The organism is Enterococcus sp. DIV0210g (assembly GCF_050559705.1).
Taxonomy (GTDB): domain Bacteria; phylum Bacillota; class Bacilli; order Lactobacillales; family Enterococcaceae; genus Enterococcus_B; species Enterococcus_B faecalis_A.
Genome location: NZ_CP187903.1, coordinates 2410899 through 2436765 on the forward strand (window position 1 = coordinate 2410899; position 25867 = coordinate 2436765).

At 39.3% G+C, this 25867-nt stretch carries 21 protein-coding genes and 1 riboswitch; of the genes, 3 read left to right on the top strand and 18 right to left on the bottom strand.

The genetic code is table 11. From position 1 onward, the window contains the following. Window positions 1-28 precede the first annotated feature (28 nt). Entirely contained in the window at window positions 29-247 is a 219-nt protein-coding gene (locus IGI64_RS11565) for a YdbC family protein (RefSeq protein WP_016624312.1), read from the bottom strand. After that, on the bottom strand, window positions 217-1926 hold the full coding sequence (locus tag IGI64_RS11570; protein ID WP_429940624.1) for a patatin-like phospholipase family protein: 1710 nt from the start codon (window positions 1924-1926) through the stop codon (window positions 217-219). The genes IGI64_RS11565 and IGI64_RS11570 overlap by 31 nt, the downstream gene beginning before the upstream one ends. Before the next feature lie 427 nt (window positions 1927-2353). On the opposite strand from IGI64_RS11570, the gene IGI64_RS11575 reads away from it, so the two are divergent. Further along, entirely contained in the window at window positions 2354-3133 is a 780-nt protein-coding gene (locus IGI64_RS11575; RefSeq protein ID WP_034862196.1) for a hypothetical protein, read from the top strand. A gap of 40 nt (window positions 3134-3173) precedes the next feature. Here IGI64_RS11575 and thiT read toward each other — a convergent pair whose 3' ends face one another. From thiT to ispE, 8 genes are all read right to left on the bottom strand, one after another. Beyond that, a complete protein-coding gene (gene thiT / locus IGI64_RS11580; protein ID WP_016624316.1) occupies window positions 3174-3746 on the bottom strand; it encodes an energy-coupled thiamine transporter ThiT in 573 nt (190 codons plus the stop codon). Between the two features lie 256 nt (window positions 3747-4002). Further along, a riboswitch (TPP riboswitch) is annotated at window positions 4003-4104 on the bottom strand. Between the two features lie 42 nt (window positions 4105-4146). Continuing rightward, window positions 4147-5115 carry a ribose-phosphate diphosphokinase gene (locus IGI64_RS11585; protein WP_034862199.1) on the bottom strand — a complete coding sequence of 323 codons (969 nt, stop codon included), beginning with the start codon at window positions 5113-5115 and terminating at the stop codon, window positions 4147-4149. A 90-nt stretch (window positions 5116-5205) separates the two neighbouring features. After that, window positions 5206-6576, bottom strand: a complete 1371-nt coding sequence (glmU, locus tag IGI64_RS11590; protein WP_429940625.1) for a bifunctional UDP-N-acetylglucosamine diphosphorylase/glucosamine-1-phosphate N-acetyltransferase GlmU — start codon at window positions 6574-6576, stop codon at window positions 5206-5208. Between the two features lie 168 nt (window positions 6577-6744). After that, window positions 6745-7578 (bottom strand): pur operon repressor, encoded by an 834-nt coding sequence (purR, locus tag IGI64_RS11595; RefSeq protein ID WP_034862202.1) that lies wholly within the window; start codon window positions 7576-7578, stop codon window positions 6745-6747. Between the two features lie 203 nt (window positions 7579-7781). Further along, the gene (locus IGI64_RS11600; protein WP_034862205.1) at window positions 7782-8615 is read right to left on the bottom strand and encodes a metal ABC transporter permease; all 834 of its coding nucleotides are present in this window, start codon (window positions 8613-8615) and stop codon (window positions 7782-7784) included. Beyond that, entirely contained in the window at window positions 8588-9268 is a 681-nt protein-coding gene (locus IGI64_RS11605; RefSeq protein ID WP_016624321.1) for a metal ABC transporter ATP-binding protein, read from the bottom strand. The genes IGI64_RS11600 and IGI64_RS11605 overlap by 28 nt, the downstream gene beginning before the upstream one ends. A gap of 13 nt (window positions 9269-9281) precedes the next feature. Then, window positions 9282-10265 (bottom strand): metal ABC transporter substrate-binding protein, encoded by a 984-nt coding sequence (locus IGI64_RS11610; RefSeq protein WP_429940626.1) that lies wholly within the window; start codon window positions 10263-10265, stop codon window positions 9282-9284. Window positions 10266-10527: 262 nt separating this feature from the next. Next, a complete protein-coding gene (gene ispE / locus IGI64_RS11615; RefSeq protein WP_429940627.1) occupies window positions 10528-11379 on the bottom strand; it encodes a 4-(cytidine 5'-diphospho)-2-C-methyl-D-erythritol kinase in 852 nt (283 codons plus the stop codon). A 193-nt stretch (window positions 11380-11572) separates the two neighbouring features. Here ispE and IGI64_RS11620 point away from each other — a divergent pair, with 193 nt between their 5' ends. Beyond that, a complete protein-coding gene (locus IGI64_RS11620; protein WP_016624325.1) occupies window positions 11573-11977 on the top strand; it encodes an Hsp20/alpha crystallin family protein in 405 nt (134 codons plus the stop codon). A 490-nt stretch (window positions 11978-12467) separates the two neighbouring features. Here the strand turns inward: IGI64_RS11620 and mprF are convergent, their stop codons facing one another. Beyond that, window positions 12468-15047, bottom strand: coding sequence for a bifunctional lysylphosphatidylglycerol flippase/synthetase MprF (gene mprF / locus IGI64_RS11625; protein ID WP_429940628.1), 2580 nt, complete (start codon window positions 15045-15047; stop codon window positions 12468-12470). Window positions 15048-15187: 140 nt separating this feature from the next. Here mprF and proC point away from each other — a divergent pair, with 140 nt between their 5' ends. Then, complete coding sequence (proC, locus tag IGI64_RS11630; RefSeq protein ID WP_429940629.1) at window positions 15188-15994, top strand: pyrroline-5-carboxylate reductase; 807 nt, start codon at window positions 15188-15190, stop codon at window positions 15992-15994. Between the two features lie 98 nt (window positions 15995-16092). Here the strand turns inward: proC and rny are convergent, their stop codons facing one another. The 7 genes from rny to yfmF all read right to left on the bottom strand — a co-directional run bounded on the left by rny (window position 16093) and on the right by yfmF (window position 25722). Further along, window positions 16093-17649, bottom strand: a complete 1557-nt coding sequence (gene rny / locus IGI64_RS11635) for a ribonuclease Y (protein WP_034862209.1) — start codon at window positions 17647-17649, stop codon at window positions 16093-16095. A 277-nt stretch (window positions 17650-17926) separates the two neighbouring features. Further along, entirely contained in the window at window positions 17927-18973 is a 1047-nt protein-coding gene (gene recA / locus IGI64_RS11640; RefSeq protein ID WP_034862211.1) for a recombinase RecA, read from the bottom strand. A gap of 107 nt (window positions 18974-19080) precedes the next feature. Next, the gene (locus tag IGI64_RS11645) at window positions 19081-20328 is read right to left on the bottom strand and encodes a competence/damage-inducible protein A (RefSeq protein ID WP_429940630.1); all 1248 of its coding nucleotides are present in this window, start codon (window positions 20326-20328) and stop codon (window positions 19081-19083) included. Between the two features lie 176 nt (window positions 20329-20504). Next, window positions 20505-21083 carry a CDP-diacylglycerol--glycerol-3-phosphate 3-phosphatidyltransferase gene (gene pgsA, locus IGI64_RS11650; RefSeq protein WP_034862213.1) on the bottom strand — a complete coding sequence of 193 codons (579 nt, stop codon included), beginning with the start codon at window positions 21081-21083 and terminating at the stop codon, window positions 20505-20507. 173 nt (window positions 21084-21256) lie between these two features. Beyond that, window positions 21257-22162, bottom strand: a complete 906-nt coding sequence (locus IGI64_RS11655; protein ID WP_034862215.1) for a RodZ domain-containing protein — start codon at window positions 22160-22162, stop codon at window positions 21257-21259. A 1012-nt stretch (window positions 22163-23174) separates the two neighbouring features. Next, entirely contained in the window at window positions 23175-24461 is a 1287-nt protein-coding gene (gene yfmH / locus IGI64_RS11660) for an EF-P 5-aminopentanol modification-associated protein YfmH (RefSeq protein WP_429940633.1), read from the bottom strand. Then, window positions 24454-25722, bottom strand: a complete 1269-nt coding sequence (yfmF, locus tag IGI64_RS11665; protein WP_429940634.1) for an EF-P 5-aminopentanol modification-associated protein YfmF — start codon at window positions 25720-25722, stop codon at window positions 24454-24456. The genes yfmH and yfmF overlap by 8 nt, the downstream gene beginning before the upstream one ends. Between the last annotated feature and the right edge of the window lie 145 nt (window positions 25723-25867).

The following is a 25867-nucleotide window of genomic DNA, read 5'->3' on the forward strand; positions in this document are numbered from 1 at the left end:
TGAAAGCCAAGTAAAGAACACATAGTTTTTACATTTCTTTTAGTGTTTTCTGCAAGTTTTCAAATTCTTCGTTGGACAACGTGATCCCTTTTCCCATTTTTTCATGGTCTGGTGCCCAGTCTCGAAGATCAAATTTCGGCGGACGGCCATTCCAACTGATAAGATTCAGTTCTTTTCGCCACCCTTTGTTGTTTTCCGATAAAATTGCGATTTCTTCTACGATTTCGTATGAAAATTCTTGTGCCATTCCATTTCCCCCTTAATATAACATAAGTATAATCCTAGCATCGTTTCGACTGGCTGTTTTTCCAATCGCTGCTGGATCTCTTTTTTCTTATTATGCTTCAATTCGTGCATCAGTTGCTTTATTTGTTCTTTCCGCGTTGCCGCTGTACGTTGCTGACGTCGGATTTCCCGCCACTCTTCCGCACTTATTTTAGAGAACATTGGCTGTTCTGCTTTTATTGTATGGCTTTCATAACGGCAAATCAATGAGATCAGTTCGTCTGGCTCATAGATTTTATTCGGCATGATCCGTGCATTTTTAGCAGATAATTCCAGCAAAGCCAATCCGCAAGTTTCAAAGACAACCCTGTCTTTATATATAGTACGTAATTTCTCTAAAAAATTTATTTTTTTGAAAAAAGAAAGTCCTAGTCCAGTTTTTTCTTCTACAAAGAAAACAAAACGTTTCCAGATTTGTTCAGCTCTTTTTACAGAATGGAAGCTATACCAATTCCCTTCCAATTGATTGAGCATTTTCTTTGCCTCTAAATAACCTAATTCCAAGTTGGCTTGGTTTCTTTGTTCATCGAAAATCAAAAAGGTACCTAATGTCCAATGCGAGCCGCAATCCCAATAAATAAATTCCTGCGGCATCGTTATTTTTTTGCTGATTCCAGGTCCTTGGACATCGACAATAAAAGCTTCTGTTGCGCCTTTTTGAATCACTATATCAACTGGGATATTGTTCCGATAGCCGCCATCAACGTAACGCACACCGTCAATGACTTTGTAGGCCATCGCAGGATAAAAAGACGCGGAAGCCAGCAGCCAATCAGGGATTTTTTCTGGATCTTGCTTTTTGATATCTGTCACCACTTCGCTAAAGTCAGGCAAACGAGTCGAGATGGTCAAAAATTCTGGTGCCGAATGATCTTTGATTTTTTTAGGGTCCAGCATGCTTCTGATGAGATTTTCCAAAGGTGTCGTAGCGATTCCTTGATTCTTAAGCGCATTTTTTGCCAAGTGCTGTACATCGTAAAAAAGCTGTATTCTCGCTTGCGGATCGGCAGCGGCAGGTATTTCCGGCAGCGAAAGTACTTGTGTCGTTGACAACTTTGACCAGATTTTTTCAGCTAACCCGATATCCTCTTGTAAAATCAATGCACCGTTGATGGCTCCCACAGAGGTTCCTGTTATTATTTTGATAGGGATATTTGACTCTTTCAATGCTTTCCAAACGCCGATTTGATAAGCACCATGAGCGCCGCCGCCACCTAATACCAGCGCTGTGCGGTAAGTCAGTTTTTTCGTGAATGAATTTTCGCCCTTGTATCCTTTTTCTGAAAAAAGCGAAAGCCATCCTAAAGGTAACAGCGTTTCATCTGCAAAGCGAAAACAGATCGACTCTTTTAAAAAATAACGGGAAAAACTTTCCAGCAGCGAAAAAAACGAATGACTCTTTGAAAAAGTTCCATCAAACAATAAATTCGTGATAACCACTGTTTTTTCCGTCAATTCAATAGTCAGATAAATATGTTTTTTCCCTGTTGAAATAGACCACGCCCGCTGTTTTTTGGCTTCGCGCCAAAAGTTATCTCGGCTTTCTTGATTGCTTTTGAAAAAAGGCAGGACTTGTTTCGATCTTCGTAATGATTTGTACAATAATGGACGTTCAGACCAATAGACTTTTTGACTCTTCATTCTCGACCCCTCGCTAAAGTTCGTCTTTATCAAAGAACAAGGTATTTCTTTTTCAACAAATATACCATAAGCCTTTAGAAAAAACTTAAAAAAACATTTGCTTTACAGAATTGGTATACCTATTGTTCCAGAGTTATCGTATAATAAACATAAGATAACAAATGTATATAAATGTCAAAATTCATTAAATAATTTTTTCACGTACATTTTTCCCAAAAAAGAAATATATGTTTTTTCTTATTTTTCCTGAAAACCGCTTGAAACAGCAGAAAAATGAGAATTAAATTTAAAGAATGATTCTTTTTCAAATGTTCTGGTATCGGTTTTTCACAACCACTGTAACCGAATTTTAAAGTAAAAGAAACAAGCAATTTTCAAATAAATGTTGTAAAATGAAGAAGTCGATAATTAAGCGAGGAGGATCATGATGACTGAGTCAGTTTACGTACATATTGATACAACAAGCAACGCCGTTTTGACTAAAGGCTTAACTGCTGCTGATTTCTCCCGCAGTATCGTTCATCACCCTAAAAATCTGCTCTTACTTGATCCGGCAGCAGCTGCTGGAGAATATGAACCTCATACTGGACTGAAAGTGATCCGAGGCGGCGACCAAGTAAAACAGTTTTTCCAGTCGATAAAAAGCCGACGCAGCGGAGATGATTTAAAATGGATCGATTTTACTGATTTGACGATGCTGAAAGAATTGTCCCCCTTGGAAATCTCTGAGCTGCTTTATTTCGGACATATGAAAACACATCTGCATTCGCCGTTTTTTTATAAATTACAGAATAATTTCGTTTATTTTGACTTGAATGATCAGTTGAATCGGATCTACTACCGCTATTTGGATGAGTTTTACCGCATCTTAGCGGATAAATTAAGTTTGATCTTAGAGAAAAAAATAAATGAAAAGAAATCATTCTTCCAAAAAAGTATCCCTGTTGAAAAAATCGACAGCGAACTATTGAAGGATATGCGCAACATGATGCAAGAAGGTGTGATTTTTTCTTTCGCTCAAAGCGGATTAGACAATGACGAATATCATATCCCGATCTATGTGATTGAAGATTATATCTGGAAATTAAAAGGCATCCGTTATCAAGAAGAACAAATCATTGGTACATTGATTTATCATTCTGGTAATAAAAGCTGGCGATTGGTCAGTGATGCAGAAGACTTTGCTTACAGTTTCAATAAAATCTAAAAAACCAGTCAGAAAATGATTCTGACTGGTTTTGTTTATTCTAGCCTAAGCTCTTTTTTCCATCTGGAACAAATAATGAGGGGATCGTGCGATAAATGATCAATAACGCAATGATTGTTACGACACCTGTTGCTAATCCGCTTGCACCGTTCATTACTAATGAGAAGATCCATGGATTCATTCCCCATAACGCAAAACTTCCCCAGAAAACGACACCGGCGATAAAGTGCCAGAAATAACGAGCCAAAACACCAATAAATGTACCGATGATAATATTGAACGCTGCTGTTTTTTCTTTTCCTGACAAAATAGCTCGTTGGACTTTTTCAGCCGAAAAACCAGCCAGTCCGCCAAAAGCAAAAGCAATTGGATACTCAATCAACACTTGGATCACACTCAAAAAGTAAACTTGCCCTGTTGGAAAATGAAGAAGTCCCCAAATCAACCCAGAAAACACGCCTGCTTTCCAGCCTCTTCTCAAAGCGAATAATGTCAATGGAATCTGACCTAAAGAAATAGAAAAACTGCTGCCGATTTGAAGCGGGATCAAAGAGAGAATAAGTGCTAAAGCAGCGACGATTGTTCCTTCGATCCAGATTTTATTTTTTTGCATGAAAAGTTCCTCCTTGGAATACTGTCACAAAAGAGAGGTTTGTTGACATCACGATGCTTCAATAAAGTTTTCCACTAAAAAAACAGGACTGTGAATAAGATAACATCACAGTCCTGTTTGCTTTGTGGTATGAACGGGCATTGACACGCCCAGCTTTCATTTTAGGTCTCAAATCAGCACAGATAAGCTTCTGCCTGGCTGTTTTACTGAAAGAGTGTATGGAAAATGGACGGTCTTCATCCAATTTGCTCACACATTTATCCTAATTCACAATTCCTACGCTCGTATGATCGAAACAGGTTCGAAGGGTTTAGAATCACTTCAATCTCAGCCCAGACGGACTCCCCTTTGTGATTATATTCTTGTTTTTTATTTTTTGTTTTTCTTTATCGAAAAAAGATTATTTCTTTGTTTCGAATAAAGGACTAACTGGTTTGTTTTCGTGGATACGTTTGATTGCATCCCCCATCAAGCCGCCTACGCTGACTTCATCGATCTTATCAATTTTGCGGTCTTCTGGCAAGTAGATAGAATCGGTAACAACTAGACGTTCAATCGCTGAATCAGCAATTCTTTGTAATGCTGGGCCTGATAAGACTGGGTGTGTACATGAGGCATAGACACTTGTTGCTCCAGCTTCTTTCAATGCATTCGCAGCAAGAGTGATCGTACCTGCTGTATCGATCATGTCATCAATCAAGACACATGTTTTCCCTTTGACTTGTCCAATGATATTCATCACTTCCGCCACGTTTGCTTTTGGACGGCGTTTGTCGATGATCGCAATCGGTGCTTTCAAGAATTCCGCTAATTTACGGGCACGTGTCACACCACCGTGGTCAGGAGAAACTACGACTACATCGTCACCTTGGATATTTCTTTCCAAGAAATAGTTGGCAATCAATGGTGCACCCATCAAATGGTCAACTGGGATATCAAAGAAACCTTGGATTTGGACAGCATGCAAGTCCAATGTCAGCATTCTAGTAGCACCAGCTTTTTGGATCATGTTTGCTACTAATTTCGCTGTGATTGGTTCTCTAGCGCGTGCTTTCCGATCTTGACGAGCATATCCGTAGTAAGGCATAACTACATTGATCGTTTTCGCACTTGCACGTTTCAAGGCGTCGATCATGATCAGCAATTCCATTAAATTATCATTTACTGGGCTGCTTGTTGATTGGATAATGTAGACATGGGAACCGCGAATACTTTCTTCGATATTTACTTGGATTTCGCCGTCGCTAAACTGGGTAACAGATGATTTCCCTAATTCAACCCCAACAGCTTCAGCGATTTTTTCAGCTAATGGACGATTTGAATTCAACGCGAAAATTTTTAACCTTGGATCAAAGTAATGTTTTGACATGGAGACCTCCACTTTCTTTTTCACAACTCTAGAAATTCTTTCTAGTAAATAGTAGTCATTTTTCACAAATAAATCAAGCCCTATAAGCCACTAATTAAGATAAGGGAGTTTTTTTGCGTAACCTTCTTTGTTCTCTTGTCTTGCACGAGCAATGGCTAAAGCGTATTCCGGCACATCGTTTGTAATCGTTGAACCTGCTGCAATAGAGCTGTTTGGCGCTACATTGACTGGCGCGATGATATTCGCATTTGAACCGATAAAGCTGTGGTCGCCGATAACGGAAGAATGTTTTTGTTTTCCATCATAATTGACAAAGACGACACCGCAGCCGACATTGATTTCTTTCCCTAAAGTTGCATCGCCGACATATGTCAAATGACCAACTTTTGTGTTTTCACCGATTTTCGCATTTTTCACTTCGACAAAGTTGCCGATATGAACACCTTCACCGATTTCTGCTTTTGGACGCAAATGTGCGTACGGGCCGACATCTGCTCCTTTTTTCACGCTGCTTTCTTCAATCACAGAATTTGTCACGACTACTTGATCTTCAATCGTGCTGTCGACGATACGTGAATGTGCGCCAATCAGACAATCAGAACCGATTGTCGTATTTCCTTGGATCTGCACGCCTGCTTCGATTACTGTATCTGAACCGATAATTACACCAGCATCGATATAAGTTGTTTTTGGGTCAACAAAGCTGACACCATTGACCATGTGCATATGATTGATTCGGTCGCGCATCAATTCATTGGCTTTTGCTAACGCGATACGGTCATTGACACCCATTGATTCTTCGAAGTCTTCTGTTTGGTAAGCAGAGATCGTCGCCCCTTGATCTTTCAAGATTTCGATGATGTCTGTCAAATAATATTCACCTTGTGCGTTATCTGTACCAATTTTGTTCAACGCTTCAAAAAGAGCTTCATTGTCAAAACAGTAAGTACCTGTATTGATTTCTTGAACACGTGCTTCTTCTTGTGTCGTATCTTTTTGTTCGACGATTTTTTCAACGATCCCGATATGATCGCGAATGATTCGGCCGTAACCAGTTGGATTTTCTGCATGTGCTGTCAGGATAGTTGCACTCGCATTTTTTCCTTGATGATATTCAAACAAATTATTCAAGGTTTCTGTTGTAAGCAGCGGTGTATCCCCGCTGATGACAAGCGTCGTTCCTTTTTTACCTTTTAAAAATGACTCAGCTTGCATGACTGCATGCCCCGTGCCTAGTTGTTCTGCTTGCAAAGCGTATTGGCTGCGTTCGCCTAATTGCTCTTTGACTTTTTCAGCACCATGACCTACGATCGTGATGATTTCATCTGGGTTTGTTTCGCCCACTCGATTGATGATGTGTTCTACCATCGGCTTGCCAGCTACTGGATGCAATACTTTATATAATTTAGACTTCATGCGAGTCCCTTTTCCTGCCGCTAAAATAATTGCGTAACGTTCCACTTGGTCCACTCCTTCATTCTTTTCCTTGTTTCAGTTTAGCCTACTCGACCGTAATTTTCAACTTGTACCAATTAACGAAATTTCCACAAAAAAACAGGCGAGGTTTGACTTTTCAGACAGTTTACCTCTAGCCCGTAAATTTGAAGTGCGTTTTATTTTTTCAGCAGATTATTCTTTTTCGTTTGTCTCAGCAAAATAATTACCTGGAACAACTGTAATATTTTTTGTTTGTGTATCCACATCTTTGACATATAGAAGTGATGTATAATCATCGATTGCTCGATGCCCGTTGAATTTTGATTCTGCAAAAACAGTAATACCGACAAGTTCTGATTCAAACTCTTCGATCATGCTCTTCATTCCGTTGACGGTTCCTCCGCCTTTCATGAAATCATCGACAACAAGAACACGAGATCCTCGTTTCAAACTTCTTTTTGATAATTCCATTTTTTCGATTCTTTCAGATGACCCAGAAACATAATTGACGCTGACTGTTGATCCTTCTGTGATTTTAGAATCGCGGCGTACGATTACGAATGGGACATTCAAGTAATAAGAAACTGCTTGTGCAATAGGAACACCTTTTGTTGCTACAGTCATGACTGCATCGATTTTTTGTCCTAAATATTTGGAAGCAATGATTTTTCCTACTTGGCGCAGTAATTCTGGTTCTCCTAATAAATCAGAAAGATAAACATATCCTCCTGGCAGCAAACGGTCTTGTTCTGACAAGCGTTCTGCCAATGACTCGATATATTTTTTTGCTTCTTCATAAGAGATCTCCGGTGTAAACAACACACCTCCAGCAGCCCCTGGAATCGTATCTAGGCTTCCATAACCTCGTTCTTTAAATGTTTTCTTTATGATCGCCAAATCTTCGCTGATCGAAGACTTTGCGGATTCATAGCGTTTGGCAAAACTTGTCAATGAAATCAATTCATGTGGATGATCTAATAAAAACTGTGTCATGTCAACAAGTCGTTCACTACGACGCACTTTCACACATTTCAGCTCCCTTTTAGAAATTTTATCGTTTTACATTATATAAGTTTTTTTCCATAAATTCGAGCATTTTATGAAAAAAGAAGAAAATAGTTCGGCATTTATTAAAAAAGAAAAAAGAAAAGGGCAGAATAATCGGTTATTTCAGCGATTATTCTGTACTTTCCTTTAAAAAATTCTTATTGTTTGTTTTTGCAGCTGCGTTATCTTTTCTTCTGCTGTCCTCGTTTGACGCTCACAACGATTTTTTTGAAAATATTCACGACTAGGAACAAAAGAATAAAGATCAATGTAATTGTTGCTCCAGGCGGTGTATCCAAATAAAAAGAACTGCTTAACCCAGAAAGCATTCCGATAAATCCAACCAGAACACTGATAAAAATCACCACATTAAATCCTTTTCCTAGACGCATACCAATTGCAGCAGGCAGAACCATGATTGCCGAAATCAATAATGCACCAGCAATCGGGATCATCACTGCAATCGCTACGCCGGTAATGATATTGAAAAACATCGACATCAAACGAATTGGTAATCCGTCAACATGCGCTGTGTCTTCGTCAAAAGTCAAAACATACATTGGTCTCTTGAATAAAAAGAACAATAATCCGATCACTACGAACAAGGCACCTAAAAAGTAAACTTGCGGCCAAGTGATAGTGACGATCGACCCAAATAAATAAGACTGGATACTTGTAGAGGAATTTCCTCCGCTTAGATTCATCAACACAAGTGCCAGTGCTAAACCGCCAGCCATCAAAATCGCAATCGAAATCTCTGAATACGTCCGATAGATCGTACGCAGATATTCTAATAAGATTGCCGCTAAAACAACGATCAGCATCGTTGTCATCGTTGGGTTCAAGTTCAGGAAGAAACCTAAAGCAACCCCCGCTAAAGATACATGAGAAAGTGTATCGGCCATCAATGATTGTCTTCGGATCACCAGAAAGACACCCAGCATTGGTGCAATACCTGCGATAAAGATTGCCGCTAAGAAAGCTCTTCTCATGAATTCATATGAAAGCAGCGCCATTGAGAATCCTCCTTCCGTACCAAGCGAATCTGTCTATCCGCATACTGTTTGATATCTTCATGGTCGTGAGTGATCATCAAGATTGCTTTTCCATGTTCGTGGGCGCTGTGCTGCAGCAAACGATAAAATTCATTTCTGGATTCTTCGTCCATCCCAGTCGTTGGTTCATCTAGAATAAATAAATCAGGATCTGTCGCAAAAATCCGCGCTAAGCTGATTCGTTGCTTTTGACCGCCGGATAATTCTCCGATCCGGCGATTTCTCATATCCCACATGCCGACAGCTTCTAAAGCCCGTTTGACATGTTCGTGGTCTTTATTGGTTAATTTCTTGAACCATTTTCCTCTTGGATATCTTCCTGATCTTACTAATTCTAAAACTGTGCTGGGAAATCCCGCATTGAAGGAAGCTACTTGCTGGGGGATATAGCCGATACTGATTTTTTCACCTGCTTGATTTTTTGTTGCGATCTCGACTTTTCCTTTGGTCGGTTTCAATAAACCTAATGTTGCTTTGATCAAAGTAGACTTAGCCGCTCCGTTCTCGCCTGTTAAAATGACAAATTCCCCTGAATCCACATGATAGGAAACATCTTCTAAAACGGGTTCTTCGTCATAATAAAACGTTAGATCGGATACTTTGATATAACGCATGTTGCTGCCTCCCTTAGTTGATACTTGCTTTTAATGCTTCTAAATTCTGTTCCATGATCGTAATGTATGTCTCGCCGGCTTCCATTTGTTCAGAAGTCAAACTTTCTAATGGATTCAAAACTTTTAGCTCAACACCAGTTTCTTTGGCTAGTGTTTCTGCTACTTTTGAAGAAGCATTTTCTTCAAAGTAAATCACTTTCGTATTGTTTTTTTCTACAAATTTTTTCAATTCTGCCAAACGGCTTGGTGAAGGTTCCTGATCTGGAGAAATGCCGGAAATCGATTCTTGTGTCAAATCATATTCATTTGCAAGATAAGCAAATGCCGCGTGTTGTGTAACAAATGTGCGATTTTCTGCATCTTTTAGTCCGTCAGTAAATTTTTGATCTAATTCTTTTAATTGTGCGATATATGCGTCAGCATTTTTGGTAAAGATCTCTTTTTTATCTGGGTATTTTTCGCTTAGTTCATCGGCAATCGTTTGGACTTCTTTCATTGCTAATACAGGACTCAACCAAACATGGGGATCATATTCGTGGCTGTGATCGTGTGAGTGGTCTTCATCGTGGTCATGGTCGTGATCATGATCACAGTCGGTACCTTCTAAGCGTGTGATACCTTTTGCAGCTTCAATCATTTGTACTTTATCTGTATCGATAGCATTTTTCAAATCATCAATAAAGATTTCCATATCTGAACTATTATACACGAATGCGTCTGCATCTGCGATTTTAGCGATTTGCTGTGCGCTTGGTTCGAAATCATGAGGTTCTGTACCTGCTGGGATCAATAATTCTACATTACCTTCGTCTCCAACAACTTCCTTCGTAAATTCATACATTGGATAAAATGTTGCGACTACTTCGATTTTATCTTTACCTGCGTCTTCTGTCTCTGAACCAGAAACTGTCTGATTTTGACTCTGGCTGCCATTTCCGCAAGCTGCTAATAGCATTCCGCCTAATAATACTGTCATTCCTAAAAGATATTTTTTCATGCCATTTCTCCCTTCATTTCCTCCACTTTGTATAAATCGTAAATTTCCGATTTATCAACGTGAATTAATGTATCAAAATAAAAAAATACCGTCAATAGAAAAGACAAAATTTCTGATTTACAGGCGAAATTTCTTTTCAAATCGTAAAATAAATGAAGATACCTTCATATAAAGACTGATATAAAGCGTTTTTATCCAAAAGAAAATAACCAGCAGAAAAATAAAACAAACTTTTTTCGGCTGATCATTTTATTCAAAACTATTATTTTAATGTCCGTACAAGATACACTTCTTCGCAGAAACCTTTCAAAGCATTATATACACGCTGTGCTCTTGAACGTTGCTGGCATAAAGCAAAAACAGTCGGTCCGCTTCCGCTCATCAACGCAGCATCCGCACCATATTTAAGCATCCGCTCTTTGATTTGATGGATCACAGGATGTCTCTTTCCTGTCACATCTTCTAAACTGTTTCCCATGTGTTTAACCATGTTTTGATAATCATTTTCTTCAATTGCATTTACTAGACTAGCGATATCCGGATGATGCAGATTCTGTGCATCGACTTCTTTAAATACTGTTCTGGTAGAAACACTCATCCGCGGTTTGACTATAACGACCCAACATTGCGGCATTGCTGACAGAGGTCTGACTTTTTCCCCTTTTCCGCCAATAAATGCTGTGTTGCCGTATACGCAATAAGGTACATCTGTCCCAACTTCCAGACCGATCTCAGCTAATTCTTCTAATGAGCAGCCCAAATTCCACAAACGATTGATTCCACGCAAAGCTGCTGCGCAATCAGTGCTTCCGCCGCCTAATCCAGCGGCAACAGGGATATTTTTTCGAACAGAGATCTTCAACCCTTTTTGGATATCAAATTTTTGTTTCATAAGAAGTGCTGCTTGATATACATTGTTCCGCTGATCGACTGGTAAAAAAGCTTTATTTGTTTCAACAATGATTTTATTAACCGATAATTCTTCAATCACTACATGATCAGACAAATCCACACTCGACATGACCATCTCCAACTCATGATACCCATCAGGCCGTCTGTGCAAAACGTCTAATCCTAGATTGATTTTAGCCGGCGCTTTTTCAATAATTTCCATCCTCTCACCCATTCGCTTAGTCTAAAGTCCCAAGTATTCTATCATACAGAAAAATAAAAGTATAGTCAGTGCTTGATAAATGGTTATTTTTTGCTGGTTAGCCTACGTAAAAATAAAAAGCGTTTTCTTTTGTACTTTTTCTTGAAGCCTTTATACTATAGTTGCAAAAACCAAATGAAAGGAAGTTTTAAAGATGGCTAATTTAGTTCCAAAAGATGCAAGTGGCGAAGAATTATTCGGACGTTTGATCAACAATTTCTGGCAAGATAGTCAATTGAATGTCGATATCAAAGAATTCGATGACCGCTATGAAGTCAAAGCAGATCTTCCTGGTTTCAAAAAAGAAGAGATCCACGTGGAATATGACCGAGATATTCTTCTTATCTCCGCTAAACATGAAAAAACAGATGAGACAAAAGATGAAAACGGACGTTATTTAAGACGTGAACGTTCAACAAGTTCCTACCAACGACAATTCACGATCAAAAATGTCAACGAAGATAAAATCAGTGCGTCATTCAATGATGGAGTCTTGCAACTTGACCTGCCAAAAACTGAACCAGGAAAAGAGATGAGAAAGAAAATAGAAGTGAAGTAGAGGTTGTGAATGAACCGTTCAGCTCCGAGCATTAAAGAAAAATTTCGTAAAATAGCTCCTCATATTTTGCGAAATTTTGAGTTAATGCCGAAGGAGTTGGTTCATGAACACCGTTTATAGAGATCGTGATTGAACCGTTCAGCTCCGAGCATTAAAGAAGAATTTCGTAAAATAGCTCCTCATATTTTGCGAAATTTTGAATTAATGCCGAAGGAGTTGGTTCATGAACACCGTTTGATCAGAGGTTGTTTTCTCAGTGTCCTGATTCGAGCATTAAGTCTCTTTCCAAATGAAAAACAGCTCTTCATGTTTTTCACTTTGGAAAGCTTAATGCCGAGGATCAACTGAGAAAACACCGTTTATAGAGATCGTAAATGAACCGTTCCACTCCACAGCGGAACGAAAAAATACACAAAAACACTCGGCAATTAGATTTGCCGAGTGTTTTTGTGCTTCTTCTTTATTGATTATTTAACCTTAAAGCTCTCTTTTATTTATCGATCTCCAAAATCACTTCTTCTGCGATACTTGGCGTCTTGCTTTTGCCTCGTCCAATCAACATAAACAATTGTAGTGTCGCAAACAGAAAACTGCTGCCTTTCAAATGGGCAAAATAACGTCCTTCCCAACGACCGACATAACGTGATTTTCTTTCATATGCGGATTGGAAAGAATAAAAGAAATCTCCATAATTATAAATGATGTGCATGATTTTTTCTTCAAAGAACGAAAAGTCAGTCTCCCCGACATTTGCTAATGGTGCCAATCCCAAACTTGCTTCTTGATAGCCTTTTTCTTGATAAACCTCAAATAAACCAGCTAATAGGAAATCATACAATTCTGTTGGCTGATCTGGCAAGACACGCAAAAGGTCATACCCAGCTAATTCATCAGAAATCGGTTTAGAAGTAATGAAACCAACCGTTTTTTGTTCTTTTTTTACTACACCGATGCCGCTTGTCTTCACATAGTCGCGGTCAAAACGCCCCACAGAGAAATACTTTTCTCTTGCGCCGCTCAACCACTCTTCTGAAACAGCCGCCACTTCTTCCATCAATTCTTCCGGCAATTCTTCATACCAGACAAAATGATAGCCTTCTTTTTTCAATACTTGGCAAACCAGCTGCTGTGATGCTTGCGCTGCTTTTTCTGAAGCTAAATCAACGATACCTGACTCTCCGACTTTTGCAAAATGGAAACCTGAGTCGTGCAGCAAAACAACATAGCTTTCGGAAATCTTGTAGAAAGCAAGCTGATAGCCAAGTACATCTGCTTGTTGGATAAATGCGTGAGTTGCTGCTTTGTGTTTTTGCGGATCGCCAATCGGATCACCCAAAACAAAACATTTGTTTCCCTTAATCTGATAACCAAAAACAACGCAGTCATCACCATTTTCCTGATAATAGAAATAACGGTATCCTGGTAAATTCAAATAATGACTTGTCGGATTTCCGCCATACTGTTTAAGAAGTTGTGAAAAACGTTTCCTGTCAAATTTTGTCCCCAGTTCAATAGTCGTATCTGCTAGATATTGATATAACACTGCTAAGGTAAGTAACGAAATGCTTAACCCAATCAAGCCTGAAAACCATACATCTTCTGAAGGAAACAAGAAAAAGCTGTTTGCTGTGAAACGTCCCACAAAAGACTGTCCTCGTTGGAAACCAGCGATTCCATAGACAATGAATAAAAAGCCGAATAAACAGCCGTCAAAAAGGATCGCGCCCCACGAATAAACAAATTTTTCTCGATAAAACTCTTTCCGTGACAGCCAGACGATACTCAGGATCACCAGATAGGCAACAACTAGCTGCCAAGACAACGTACGCAATACCGTATTCAAAATACCAAAAATCAGCAATACGATCGTTGGCAAAAATGCTTTTTTGACTTTCATGGCTGCTCCTCTGGCTAAGCCCAACAGCAAAAAGCCAATCAGCAAGTTCAATGTTTGATCTAAAAAATTGAAAGAAAAAGGCAGCAGAATCTGAAAGAGACGACTTACAGCGGATAAATTAGTAATCGTCGAAAGCAAGATCATCATGATCCCGGCAAAATAAATCGCACTGACTAAAAGCCCATGAGCTGCTTTTTGGAACAACAATCGCGGAATGTTATCTAAGAATCTGTTTATCTTCACTCCTGTACTTGCAGAAAACAATCCAATCCCCGTAATAAAAGGAATCACATAATAAAATAAACGATAATATAATAGCCAAACAACCGCTGCTTCTTGAGAAATCCCCAATTGACTCAAACCTAAGATCATCAAGACATCAAATGTCCCCATTCCGCCTGGCACCATCGTCAGCATACCAATCAAGGTCGCAATAATGAACATCGGATATAACGCATACAGCGAGACATCAACCCGCATAAATTTCCCAATCAGTAAAAATACGAATAACGCGCCTGACCATTGGCCCAACGAAGCTGCCAATAATCCCAGCAGCCCTTTTGGATAAAATTCCTGAAATAACGTCTTTCTCTTTAGATAAGCAAAGAAAAAAACAACAGGCGCTAAAAAGCTGCCACCAAGGAGCCAAATCCAATAACTACGAAAAATACTCTTTTCTTGGATGAAAAAAATGTCAATAAATGTCACAAAAGCTAAGATCGACAATCCAGTCAGCATAAACAAAGCAACTTTTGAGACCGTGGCCAAGACCTTTTTCCGATCCATCTGTTTTCCATAAAAATTTGCACGCAAACTAGCACCGACAACACCGCCAAAACCAGCAAGATTATTGATCGTATTCGTCACCCAAGCTGAAAGAAAGAAATCATGTTTCGACATGGGCGGCATTCCTTTTTTCTGCAAGATCCTGACCGTTACCCAATCATATAAAAGCATTGGCATCACGCCTGCAAGCCCTGTTAAGACCATGCCGGCAATCGTGAGCCGTTTTTGTGCACCCATCGTTTCAAAAATATCTTTCCAGCTCATCCCATGCGCAATGTTTGCTACTTGATTTGCAACAAAAAGCAGGATCGAAGCGAAAAAAATCAATTTGAGGATCAAACCATGCTCTTTCATCCACTGAAAGACTGGATATAGTTTATTTTTCACAACATTACCTTCCTATGTTTGTCTGTTTTCCCCTTTATGTTAGCTTATTTAAGCAGTTTTTTCCACTTTCCGCCTATTCTATCACTTGCGCAACGACTAAAAGAAAGATATTCTTATTCACAAAAGGAAGGATGATCGGAATGAAATTAGGATTTATTGGTACAGGAAACATGGCACAAGCAATTATCTTAGGTCTTTTGAATAAAGAAACGATTTCTAAAGAATCTATTTTTGTTTCAAGCGGACATTTTGAGAATGCACAAGCTTTTGCTGAAAAAACAGGTGTCACAGCTTGCCGGACAAATCAAGAAGTTGCTGAAAAAGCAGATGCGATCATTTTAGCAGTCAAGCCTGTGGTCATTTCAAAAGTATTAGCAGAATTACAATCTTTCAGTCAAGAAAAGCTTTTTGTTTCTATTGCCTCTGGGAAAAAATTAGCAGACCTCACAAAAGCTCTGGATGATGAAAAAGCTGCTGTTATTCGAGTGATGCCAAATGTGAACGTGAGTGTTGGTGCAGGTGTTTCTGCTATTTGCAAAAATGAATCAGTGAATGAAGAACAATTTACTCAAATCATTACTTACTTTGAAGCCGTGGGAAGCGTCTATCCTTTAGCAGAAAAAGACTTCAGCAATTTTATCGGCCTAGCAGGAAGTTCACCAGCCTTTATCTATATGCTGATCGATGCAATGGGACGCACTGGGGTTTTAAATGGGCTGCCAAAGAAAACTGCAACAGAAATCGCGGCAAAAGCTATCATGGGCTCTTGTGAGAAATTCTTGTCTGGGTCAGAAAATCCCTGGGAACTCGTTGATCAGGTTTCTTCTCCTGGCGGAACAACAGTCGCTGGTGTTGTTGCTTTGGAAGAAGCAGGCTTTATCCCAGCTATCATCAAAGGAATCAACGCAACAATCGAAAAAGATATCGCTATGCAAAAAGGCGAATAACATTTTGTTTCAAAAAAACTGCACAAAAAAAGCTTGGCCGAAAGCCAAGCTTTTTTATATTAAACATTTGTGTGTTTGTATAAACAATACGTTTATGTTTATTTCGCGTAATCTGTTGCTCTGGTTTCGCGAATAACAATAACTTTGATGTGTCCTGGATAATCAAGTTCTTCTTCGATACGTTTACGGATATCTCTAACCAAACGAACAGCATCTAAATCAGAAATCTCTTCCGGTTTCACCATCACACGTACTTCGCGTCCTGCTTGAACAGCAAAACTAGATTCAACACCTGCAAAGCTGTTGGAGATATTTTCCAAGTTTTGCAGTCTGCGGATATAGTTTTCAAGTGATTCACTGCGGGCACCTGGACGAGCAGCTGATAATGCATCGGCAGCTGCTACCAATACAGAAATGACAGAAGTTGCTTCTACATCTCCATGGTGAGAGGCGATAGCATTGATTACTACAGGATTTTCTTTATATTTCGCAGCTAATTCTGCTCCGATTTCTACGTGAGAGCCTTCGATTTCGTGGTCAAGAGCTTTCCCGATATCATGAAGCAAGCCTGCACGTTTTGCTAATTGGATATCTTCGCCTAATTCAGCAGCTAAGATACCTGCTAATTTTGCGACTTCGACTGAGTGTTTCAAGACATTTTGACCATAACTTGTTCGGAATCGCAATCTTCCTAAAATCTTGATCAAATCTGGGTGAAGTGTATGGGCACCAACTTCAAAAGCGGCTTCTTCACCATATTCTCTAATGTGTTCATCCATCTCTTTACGTGATTTTTCAACCATTTCTTCAATACGTGCTGGATGGATACGTCCATCTTGGATCAGTTTTTCTAGTGTCATTCGAGCAATTTCTCTTCGAATTGGGTCAAAACCTGACAATACTACTGCTTCCGGTGTATCGTCAATGATCAAGTCGATTCCGGTCAATGTTTCCAATGTTCGGATGTTTCGTCCTTCTCTACCGATGATCCGGCCTTTCATTTCGTCATTTGGCAAAGTGACCACAGATACAGTTGTCTCAGAAACCTGATCTGCTGCGCAGCGTTGGATAGCCAATGATAACAAGTTCTTCGCCTTGCGATCTGCTTCTTCTTTCGCGCGTTGTTCAGATTCTTTGACCATGATCGTTAATTCATGGTTCAACTCTTCTTCGGTCGACTTCATGATGACGCCCTTAGCTTCTTCTTTCGTTAAGCCAGCAATTCTTTCTAACTCTGTTTGTTGATCTTCAATCAGTTTTTCAACGTCTTTTTCCCGCTCTTCAATTAATTGCTGTTTTGAGCTAAGTATTTCTTCTTTGCTTTCCAGCGAATGTTCACGTTTTTCCAATGAGTCATCTTTACGATCCAACGTTTGTTCACGCTGGATTAAACGATTTTCTTGAGATTTTAATTCTAATCTGCTTTCTCTCAGCTCACTTTCAACTTCAGAACGATATTTCTGGTTTTCTTCCTTAGCTTCCAACAATGCTTCTTTTTTTAGAGTCTCTGCTTCTTTTCTTGCACTGTCAAGAATGCCTGCCGCCGATGATTGCGCGCCAGCGATTTCTTTTTCGTGACGTGATTTCTCAAAAACATACCCTAAACCAAGACCGACAATTAAACCGATGATAGCGAGGAGAATGCTGAATCCCATAAAATCCACCTCCATACTATCTTTTTCATTTTTATCACATAGCTTTCAACAAACTATTTTAATATTACCTATATGCGCATTCGCACCTGTATATGTAATAACACATATACAACTTTATTCTAATGTTTGTGTCCCAGAGTGTCAACTTTAATTAAGCTTTGCTTGGGTGCTGGATTGTCCTATTTCATACAAAAGTAACCGCTTAATGGCATAAACAGCTCCATTGCAAAAAAACAGAACTATTTTGTTGATCACAAAACAGTCCTGCTTTCGCAAATTATTCTTCTTCTAGAGGTAATTCTTCTTGTTTTTCGTCCTCTACTTCAAGAGGTGCGTCACCGATTCCATAAGCTGCACGGACAAGCTCAGCGATTTCAGCCATCATTTCAGGATGACTTGCCATATAAGCTTTGGCATTTTCTCTCCCTTGGCCGATACGGTCTTCTTTATAGCCGTACCAAGCACCGCTTTTGTCCACGATGTCTTTTTCTACTGCCATATCCAGCAATTCGCCTTCTTGAGAGATTCCTTGTCCATACATAACGTCGACTTCTGCCACTTTGAATGGAGGAGCAACTTTATTTTTCACGACTTTGATTTTTGTACGGTTCCCTACGATATCTGTCCCTTGTTTCAATTGTTCTGCTCTGCGGACTTCTAAACGGATCGTAGAGTAGAATTTCAACGCACGTCCGCCAGGTGTTGTTTCAGGGTTACCGAACATCACGCCGACTTTTTCACGGATTTGGTTGATAAATAATGCGATCGTTTTTGTTTTATTGATCGAACCTGATAGTTTACGAAGTGCTTGAGACATCAAACGAGCTTGCAAACCTACGTGAGTGTCTCCCATTTCTCCGTCGATTTCTGCACGAGGTACTAAAGCTGCGACCGAGTCGATGACTACGATATCGATTGCGCCACTAGACACCAATGCATCAGCGATTTCTAACCCTTGTTCACCAGTATCTGGCTGAGATAAAAGCAGTTCATCAATGTTAACACCTAATTTTTGGGCGTATTGAGGATCCAATGCATGCTCCGCATCGATAAATGCAGCTGTTCCGCCGTTCTTTTGAACTTCTGCGATTGCGTGAAGAGCAACTGTTGTCTTACCTGAACTTTCTGGACCATATACTTCGATAATACGTCCGCGTGGATAGCCACCCACACCTAAAGCAACATCTAACGCTAAAGATCCGCTTGGGATAGTAGAGATTTGTTGATCGATCTTCTCCCCTAATTTCATGATTGAACCTTTACCGTAATTCTTTTCGATTTTCTTTAATGCAGCATCTAAGGCTGCTCTGCGATCATCTGCCAATCGATAATCCTCCTTATATTTCAACTTACAAAGCGTCGTTTCATTACTAATATCATATCGGTTTTGAAGACAAAAATCAAGAAAAACCGAACAAATATTCGCATTTTTTATTTCTTTCTTAATATTGTTCGACGAAGGATGTCAAACCCTTTCATCACAGCACTTTGACGCACCGCTTCCCTGTTTCTTGGGAAGTAAAATTGCTCCGAATCAACATTTCCTTGTTCGTCTGCCAATGCAATCCACACAGTGCCCGCCGGCTGGCCTTCTAAGGTATCTGGCCCAGCCACCCCTGTAAATGATACCCCATAGTCTGTCCCAGCGATCTCACGCGCTTTTAAAGCCATTTGTTCAGCACATTCTCTGCTGACTGTCCCATATTTTTCAAGAAGTTCTCGATCGATCGCTAAAAAGTTGACTTTTGTCTGTTCAGAATAGGTCACGAATCCGCCTGGAAAAACAGAGGAAGCCCCAGGAATCGAACCAATCGCCGCTTGAAAAGCACCAGCTGTCAGACTTTCAGCCGCAGTAACGGTCAATCCTTGTTCTTTCAGCAATTCGACTGTTACTTTTGCCAGCGAATTGTCATCACCATATCCATAGAAGAAGTCGCCAACTTCTTCAAGGATTTTTTCTTCTAAGGCTAATAATGCTTGCTGTCCTGCCTGGCTGTCTTTTGTTTTCACTGTCAATCGCAGCGTCACTTCATTGGGCTTTGCGTACGGAGCAATCGTTGGGTTGATTTGATGATCGATCAGCTCTTTCAATTCAGTTACTAATTGCGATTCGCCGATGCCGTAAAAACGCAAAACTCTAGAAAGCAGTTGTTCTTCTGAAGGAAAGGTTTGCTGCAGCAGCGGACGGGCTTGTTCAATGAACATTGGTTTGAGTTCATTTGGCGGTCCAGGAAGCAGCAGATAAGCGCAGGCATCTGTTTGATAAAAAGTTCCTAAAGCTAAACCCGTGCGATTCGGTAATGGCGTGCCGCCTTCAATGATCTGTGATTGCTGAAGATTGTTTTCTGTCATTTTACGTTTCGTCGTTTCAAAAAATTCCAGAAGTTTTTTATAGCCTTCCGTATTTTGGATTAGTGATTTCCCTAAATGTGCTGCGACTGCTTCTTTCGTCAAATCATCTTCGGTTGGTCCTAATCCGCCGCACAACACGATCAATTCACTGCGGCTCTCTGCCAAGGTCAGCAATTCCTCTAAACGCTGGCGGTTGTCGCCAACAACTGTATGATAATAAACTTCGATTCCTAAATCTGCCAGCTGTTCGGATAAAAAAGTTGCATTTGTATTCGTTACTTGGCCTAGAAGCAGTTCCGTTCCTACTGCTATGATCTCTGCTTTCATTTCTTTCCCTCTTCTCTTTTAGATACGCTTATTTCCATAAAATATTTTATAAAATCAATTTTTTCTGAATCGATGGGTTCAGAAAAAGGAGCTGGACATTTTTCGGCCTGCTCCTTTCTGTCTATATTCTTTATTCAGCTTTCAAGCGGTTTGGCAAGTGTTTTTTTTATTTCTAATTACATTGAACCTTTGAACACTGCACTGTTTTTGGCAAAATAATCGATCCCAGAGTAAATCGTGAAGATCAGACAAGCATAAAGCATGATTTGATCTAATGGAAGTCCCATCAAGTTAAATGGGATATTATTGATCAATAACAAGATGATTGCTAACATCTGAGTTGCTGTTTTGACTTTTCCTGGCCACGCTGCAGCCATTACTTCACCATGTTCTACCAACAGCAGACGCAAACCTGTTACGGCTAACTCGCGGCAGACGATGATCGCTATGACCCAACCTGGTGCTTTTCCTTGGTCCACCAACATAATAAAGGCTGTCATAACAAGCATTTTATCTGCTAAAGGATCGGCAAATTTACCGAAGTTCGTTACTAATCCACGTGAACGGGCAATTTTTCCATCCAGCCAATCAGTAATACTAGCGACTGCAAAAATCACAGCCCCTACTAATTGTGTAACAGCTAAGTCTGTATTTCCCACTGTTACCGTTCCCCAATCTAATGGCAAAACGATCACTAAAATAAAAATAGGGATCATCAATATTCTCAAAACAGTTAATTTATTTGGTAAATTCACATTCTCGCGCCCCTTTCTCGTTTATTTTACGTGACTCTTGCCAAACTTTCCACCAGAAACTCTCTATTTTTGTGAAAAACGAACCATTTTTGCTGTAAAACAGTTTTATGAAGGATAAATAAAAACGAGGCTGCGACATTCGTCAAACAGCCTCATATAAAACGAGCTAAACATTATTGATCATTTTCTGCCGGAGCATATTCAAGCGTCAAGTTGACATTTTTTGTACTAGGATTGTTTTCTCCATTGACTGGAACATCTTCACCATTTGCCTTGATTGCTATATTGTTTGCTGCCCCAATCACGATGGTTGCATTTGGTGTATTCGCAGGCAATTCAGTTGCTTGGCTTTCACCAGCTGCCAAAGTCACTTGATAGACATAAGCATTATTGATCATTACGCCGACCCATACACGATTTGTAGCGGTAAATTCTAGTTTCACTGGATTTTCTGCTTGTTTCACATTCACAGCGATGGCACTTCCAGTATCTTCACCGGCCTCGATCGTCATTTTTGGTTCTTCGCTTGTACTTGTTTCTTCTGTTGTTTCTGATTCTTTTGTTTCTTCGGAAGTTTCACTGGTTTTCTCAGTCGTTTCAGAAGTTACTGAACCATCCACTTGTAAAGAAGAAGCTGTATCGGCAATGATTGGTTCTGAACGTCTGTCTTGCCAAGTCATATATCCAACTACTGTAATGATTGCTAAAGCAACAAAAATCAATAAAATAACAGGTAAACTTGTCCAGAATTTACTTGGTACCGTGTCTTCTTTACGCAGTTCTTTTCTAGAGCCCTGCACTGATTCTGGTTGAGGACGCTTAGGGACAGCTCCTTCTGATAATTCAGTTTTTCCGTCAAAGACATCTACTAGTTTATCACCGTCTTCTCCCACAGCTTGCGCATATTGACGAATAAAGGCGCGAACATAGAACTTACCAGGAAGCTGGTCAAACGCATCTTCTTCGATTGCTTCAAGATAACGTTTTTGGATTTTTGTAATCTGTTGTAATTCATCTAAAGATATTTTTTTGTTTAGACGGGCTTGCCGTAATCTTTCTCCGATGGTTTCAAAAGCCACTCGCACATCTTCTCCAGTCTTTTCTATTCTGACCAACTGCTCTGTGCAGTCAGTATTGTTATTTCCAGTGTAGCATGTTTCCTGAAAATCAGGCTAAAAAATACTTTCCTAAAAATAAATTCAAAAATGTTGAACAACTGTGTCCAACCTCTCTTAGAATACCATAAAAAAATCACGATGAGGATAACATTTTCGCAAGACTAAAACGAAATTTAATACTTTTGAAAAAGAGGTTGTGAAAAAGCTGTCCAGCTCCAAGCATTAAAGAAGAATACACGAAAATAGCTTCTCCTATTTTTGTGGATTTTAAATTAATGCCGCAGGAGCTAGCTTTTGAACACCGTTTACCTAGAGGTTGTTTTCTCAGTGTTCTGATTCGAGCATTAAGACTCTTTGTCCATGGAAAACAGCTTTTCATGTTTTTCATGGACAAAGCTTAATGCCGAGGATCAACTGAGAAAACACCGTTTATAGAGGTTGTGAAAACGATGGGCTGCTTCAAGAAATAAGAACAGCAAAATGGAAATGGCTTCTCACATTTTTGTTTTGTTGGACTTATTTCCGCAGAAGCAATTGTTTGAACACCGTGTATAGAGGTTGTTTTCTCGGTGTTCTGATTTGAGCATTAAGACTCTTTGTCCATGGAAAACAGCTTTTCATGTTTTTCATGAACAAAGCTTAATGCCGAGGATCAACTGAGAAAACACCGTTTATAGAGGTTGTGAAAAAGCTGTCCAGCTCCAAGCATTAAAGAAGAATCCATGAAAATAGCTTCTCCTATTTTTGTGGATTTTGAATTAATGCCGCGAAACTAATGCTCCGAACGTAGTCTTTTATCCTGAGATGAAAAAAGAAAACACAAAAAGAAGCGTCCTTCTCTTTACATTTTCTTTATCAGAAATCATTTTTCAGCATCGGAAATGTTTGCTTGATTCCGATGCTGAAAAACTTATTGTTTGAATTATTTTATCTCTAAATCATTGTTATTTCAAAGTCTGTTAAACTGCCAATTTTATTTGGCTTTTGGTCTCATATAAAATTCGCTGAACGCTTTTCCGTCAATAAATGCTTCGCCAACTTTCACTACATCTTCCAATTTGATAGACTCGATTACTTCTGGAAAATCAAACAATGTTTTTTCACCAAAAAGACTTTGTGTAAACTGGTTTGCGATATACTCGATGGAATTCAATGATTGGAAATATTTACCCAACATTTTTTTCTTCATCAATGAAAAGTTTTCTTCGTTAACTTCTGGATCTTCCGCAAAACCTAACAAGATCTCTTTGACTTTTTGCGCTGCACGTTCCGGCTCTTTCGTATCGCCGCTGAAATCAGCAAAATGGAATTCACGATCAAGGTTAAATTCAAAGCCGAAGCTGTCATCGATGACCCCTTCATTATAAAGAGATAGATAGTTTTTTGAAGTATTGCCTAAAAGCATTTGGAATAACAGGTTCAGTGCTGTTTTATAACGGTATAATTTAAAGCCGTCTGTTGGTAACTCATCTTGTCCTTTGATACCAAGAACAAATTTTGGACGGGAAACAGCCATTTCCACTTCACTTTTCGCAACAATTTGATCATCTTCTGGAAAATATCGTTTGATTTCCTGTGCTGGCTCGAATTCACGGTTTTGATTGTTTCTAATCAATTCCATGATTTTTTCTGGGTCCATTTTTCCTACCACAAACAAAACCATGTTACTTGGCTGATAAAAAGTCCGATAGCATGTATAAAGATCTTCGGCAGTGATTTTATCGATACTTTCCACTGTCCCAGCTATATCGATGTGCAGCGGATGGTTAGGATAAAGATTATTGAGAATGCCGAAAAACAGGCGCCAGTTAGGATCATCTTCATACATCTGGATTTCTTGACCAATGATGCCTTTCTCTTTATCTACTGTTTCTTTGGTAAAGTATGGCGATTGAACGAAATCAAGCAGTGTTTCTAGATTCTTCTCCACTTGGTCAGTCGTAGAAAAAAGATAACTTGTCTTCGTAAAACTTGTAAACGCATTGGCCGAAGCTCCTTGCTGCCCAAAAAGCTGGAAGACATCTCCTTCTTCTTTTTCAAAAAGTTTGTGTTCCAAAAAGTGCGCGATTCCGTCAGGTACTTTCACTTTTTCTGTTTCACCTAATGGGATGAATTCGTTATCGATAGAACCATAATTCGTACTAAATAAACCATATGTTTTATGGTATTCATCTTTTGGCAACAAGTAGACTCTTAGACCATTCGGCAAAATCTCTTGATACAGCGTTTCATTGATCTGCGTATATTCTGTCTTATTCATTTGTGTTTCCTCCATCTAAAAAGAAGATAGCTTGCAACTTGATTTTTTCAGCTACTCTTTGTACATCTTCCACTGTTACATTCTCGATTCGAGACAACCATTCTTCATCTGTCATTTTTGTATAAGGAAGCCAGTTTTCCAAATAAGCTGTTTCGATTGCTGCTTGTGGAGAGTCCAGAGATAAAAGATACTGATTTCTCAGCATAGATTTGGTTTGTGCCATTTCTAATTCAGTTATTTCTCCGTTACGCAAACTTTCCAATTGTTCGTGGACAAGACGTAATACTTTCTCTCTGTTTTTTCCATCGATCCCTGTTTGCACGCTCATATAGCCGCGGAATGTATCCACATTGCTTGAAGCATAATAAGCAAGACTTTCTTTTTCACGGACATTCATAAACAGCTTTGAATGCGGGAAGCCGCCAAACAAACCATTGAAGACTAATAAAGAAAAACGATCAATTTCATCGTAGTAGACATGTGTTTGATAGGCTAAATTCAATTTAGCTTGTATCACGTCGTCTTGTTTTTGGCGTTCTTTGATAATGTTCTCTTCTGGCTGCATGTAAAAGATCTCAGGATGTGCTTCTTTTCTATCGGTAAAAGGCAACCGTCTCAGCGCACGAAAAACTTCCTCTTCCTCGACATCGCCAATCACAAAAATGTCTACCTGATCTTCTGCAATCATTTTTTGATAGTACTCCGCAAGTGAAACTGCTGTGATTTCTTCCAATTCGGCAACTGTCCCAAAACTTGGGATTTTTTGTGCTTCATCTTTGTCAAAATAAAGTTCTTGGATTGCCAAAGAAGCAGCTGTTTGCTTATCTTCATCCAAACTTTCTAAATAAGCAATCATGTTTTCCTTTTCCAAGTCAAAGGTTTGCTGATCGAATTGCCCATCCTTGATGTGAGGATAAAACAAAATCTCTTTCAAAAAATCTGCAGCTTCACTCAACAATGTATCATCATTGATGTATTCGCCGTTAACAAAGCTCATGCCTGCATTCAGCCAGTGCAGACGGCCTTTTTTCCCAACATTGGTACCAAAACTAGCGCCGTAAAGATCGGCTAATTTTGCGCTTAATTGTGTTTGATCGGGGTAATTCAAGCTGTTTGTTTCAAGCAAACTGCTCAATAAAGCACGTTTTGTGATTGTTGAGCGGTCTAATGGTGTCGTAAATCGCAGAAATATACGGATCGTTTTGTATTTTTTTGTTGGCAAAACATGCAGATTTACTCCTTCTGCTAATAATTTAGTCATAGATAAAACTCCTTCTCATTGCTAGTTATATTAGTATATCATAGATAAATCTTATTTTTGTGTGTTAGGAATTCCTTCATGTTTTAAATATTTCAACTTTTTTATAATCTCCGTTATACTAATTTAAAGATAAGAAAAGAAAGGA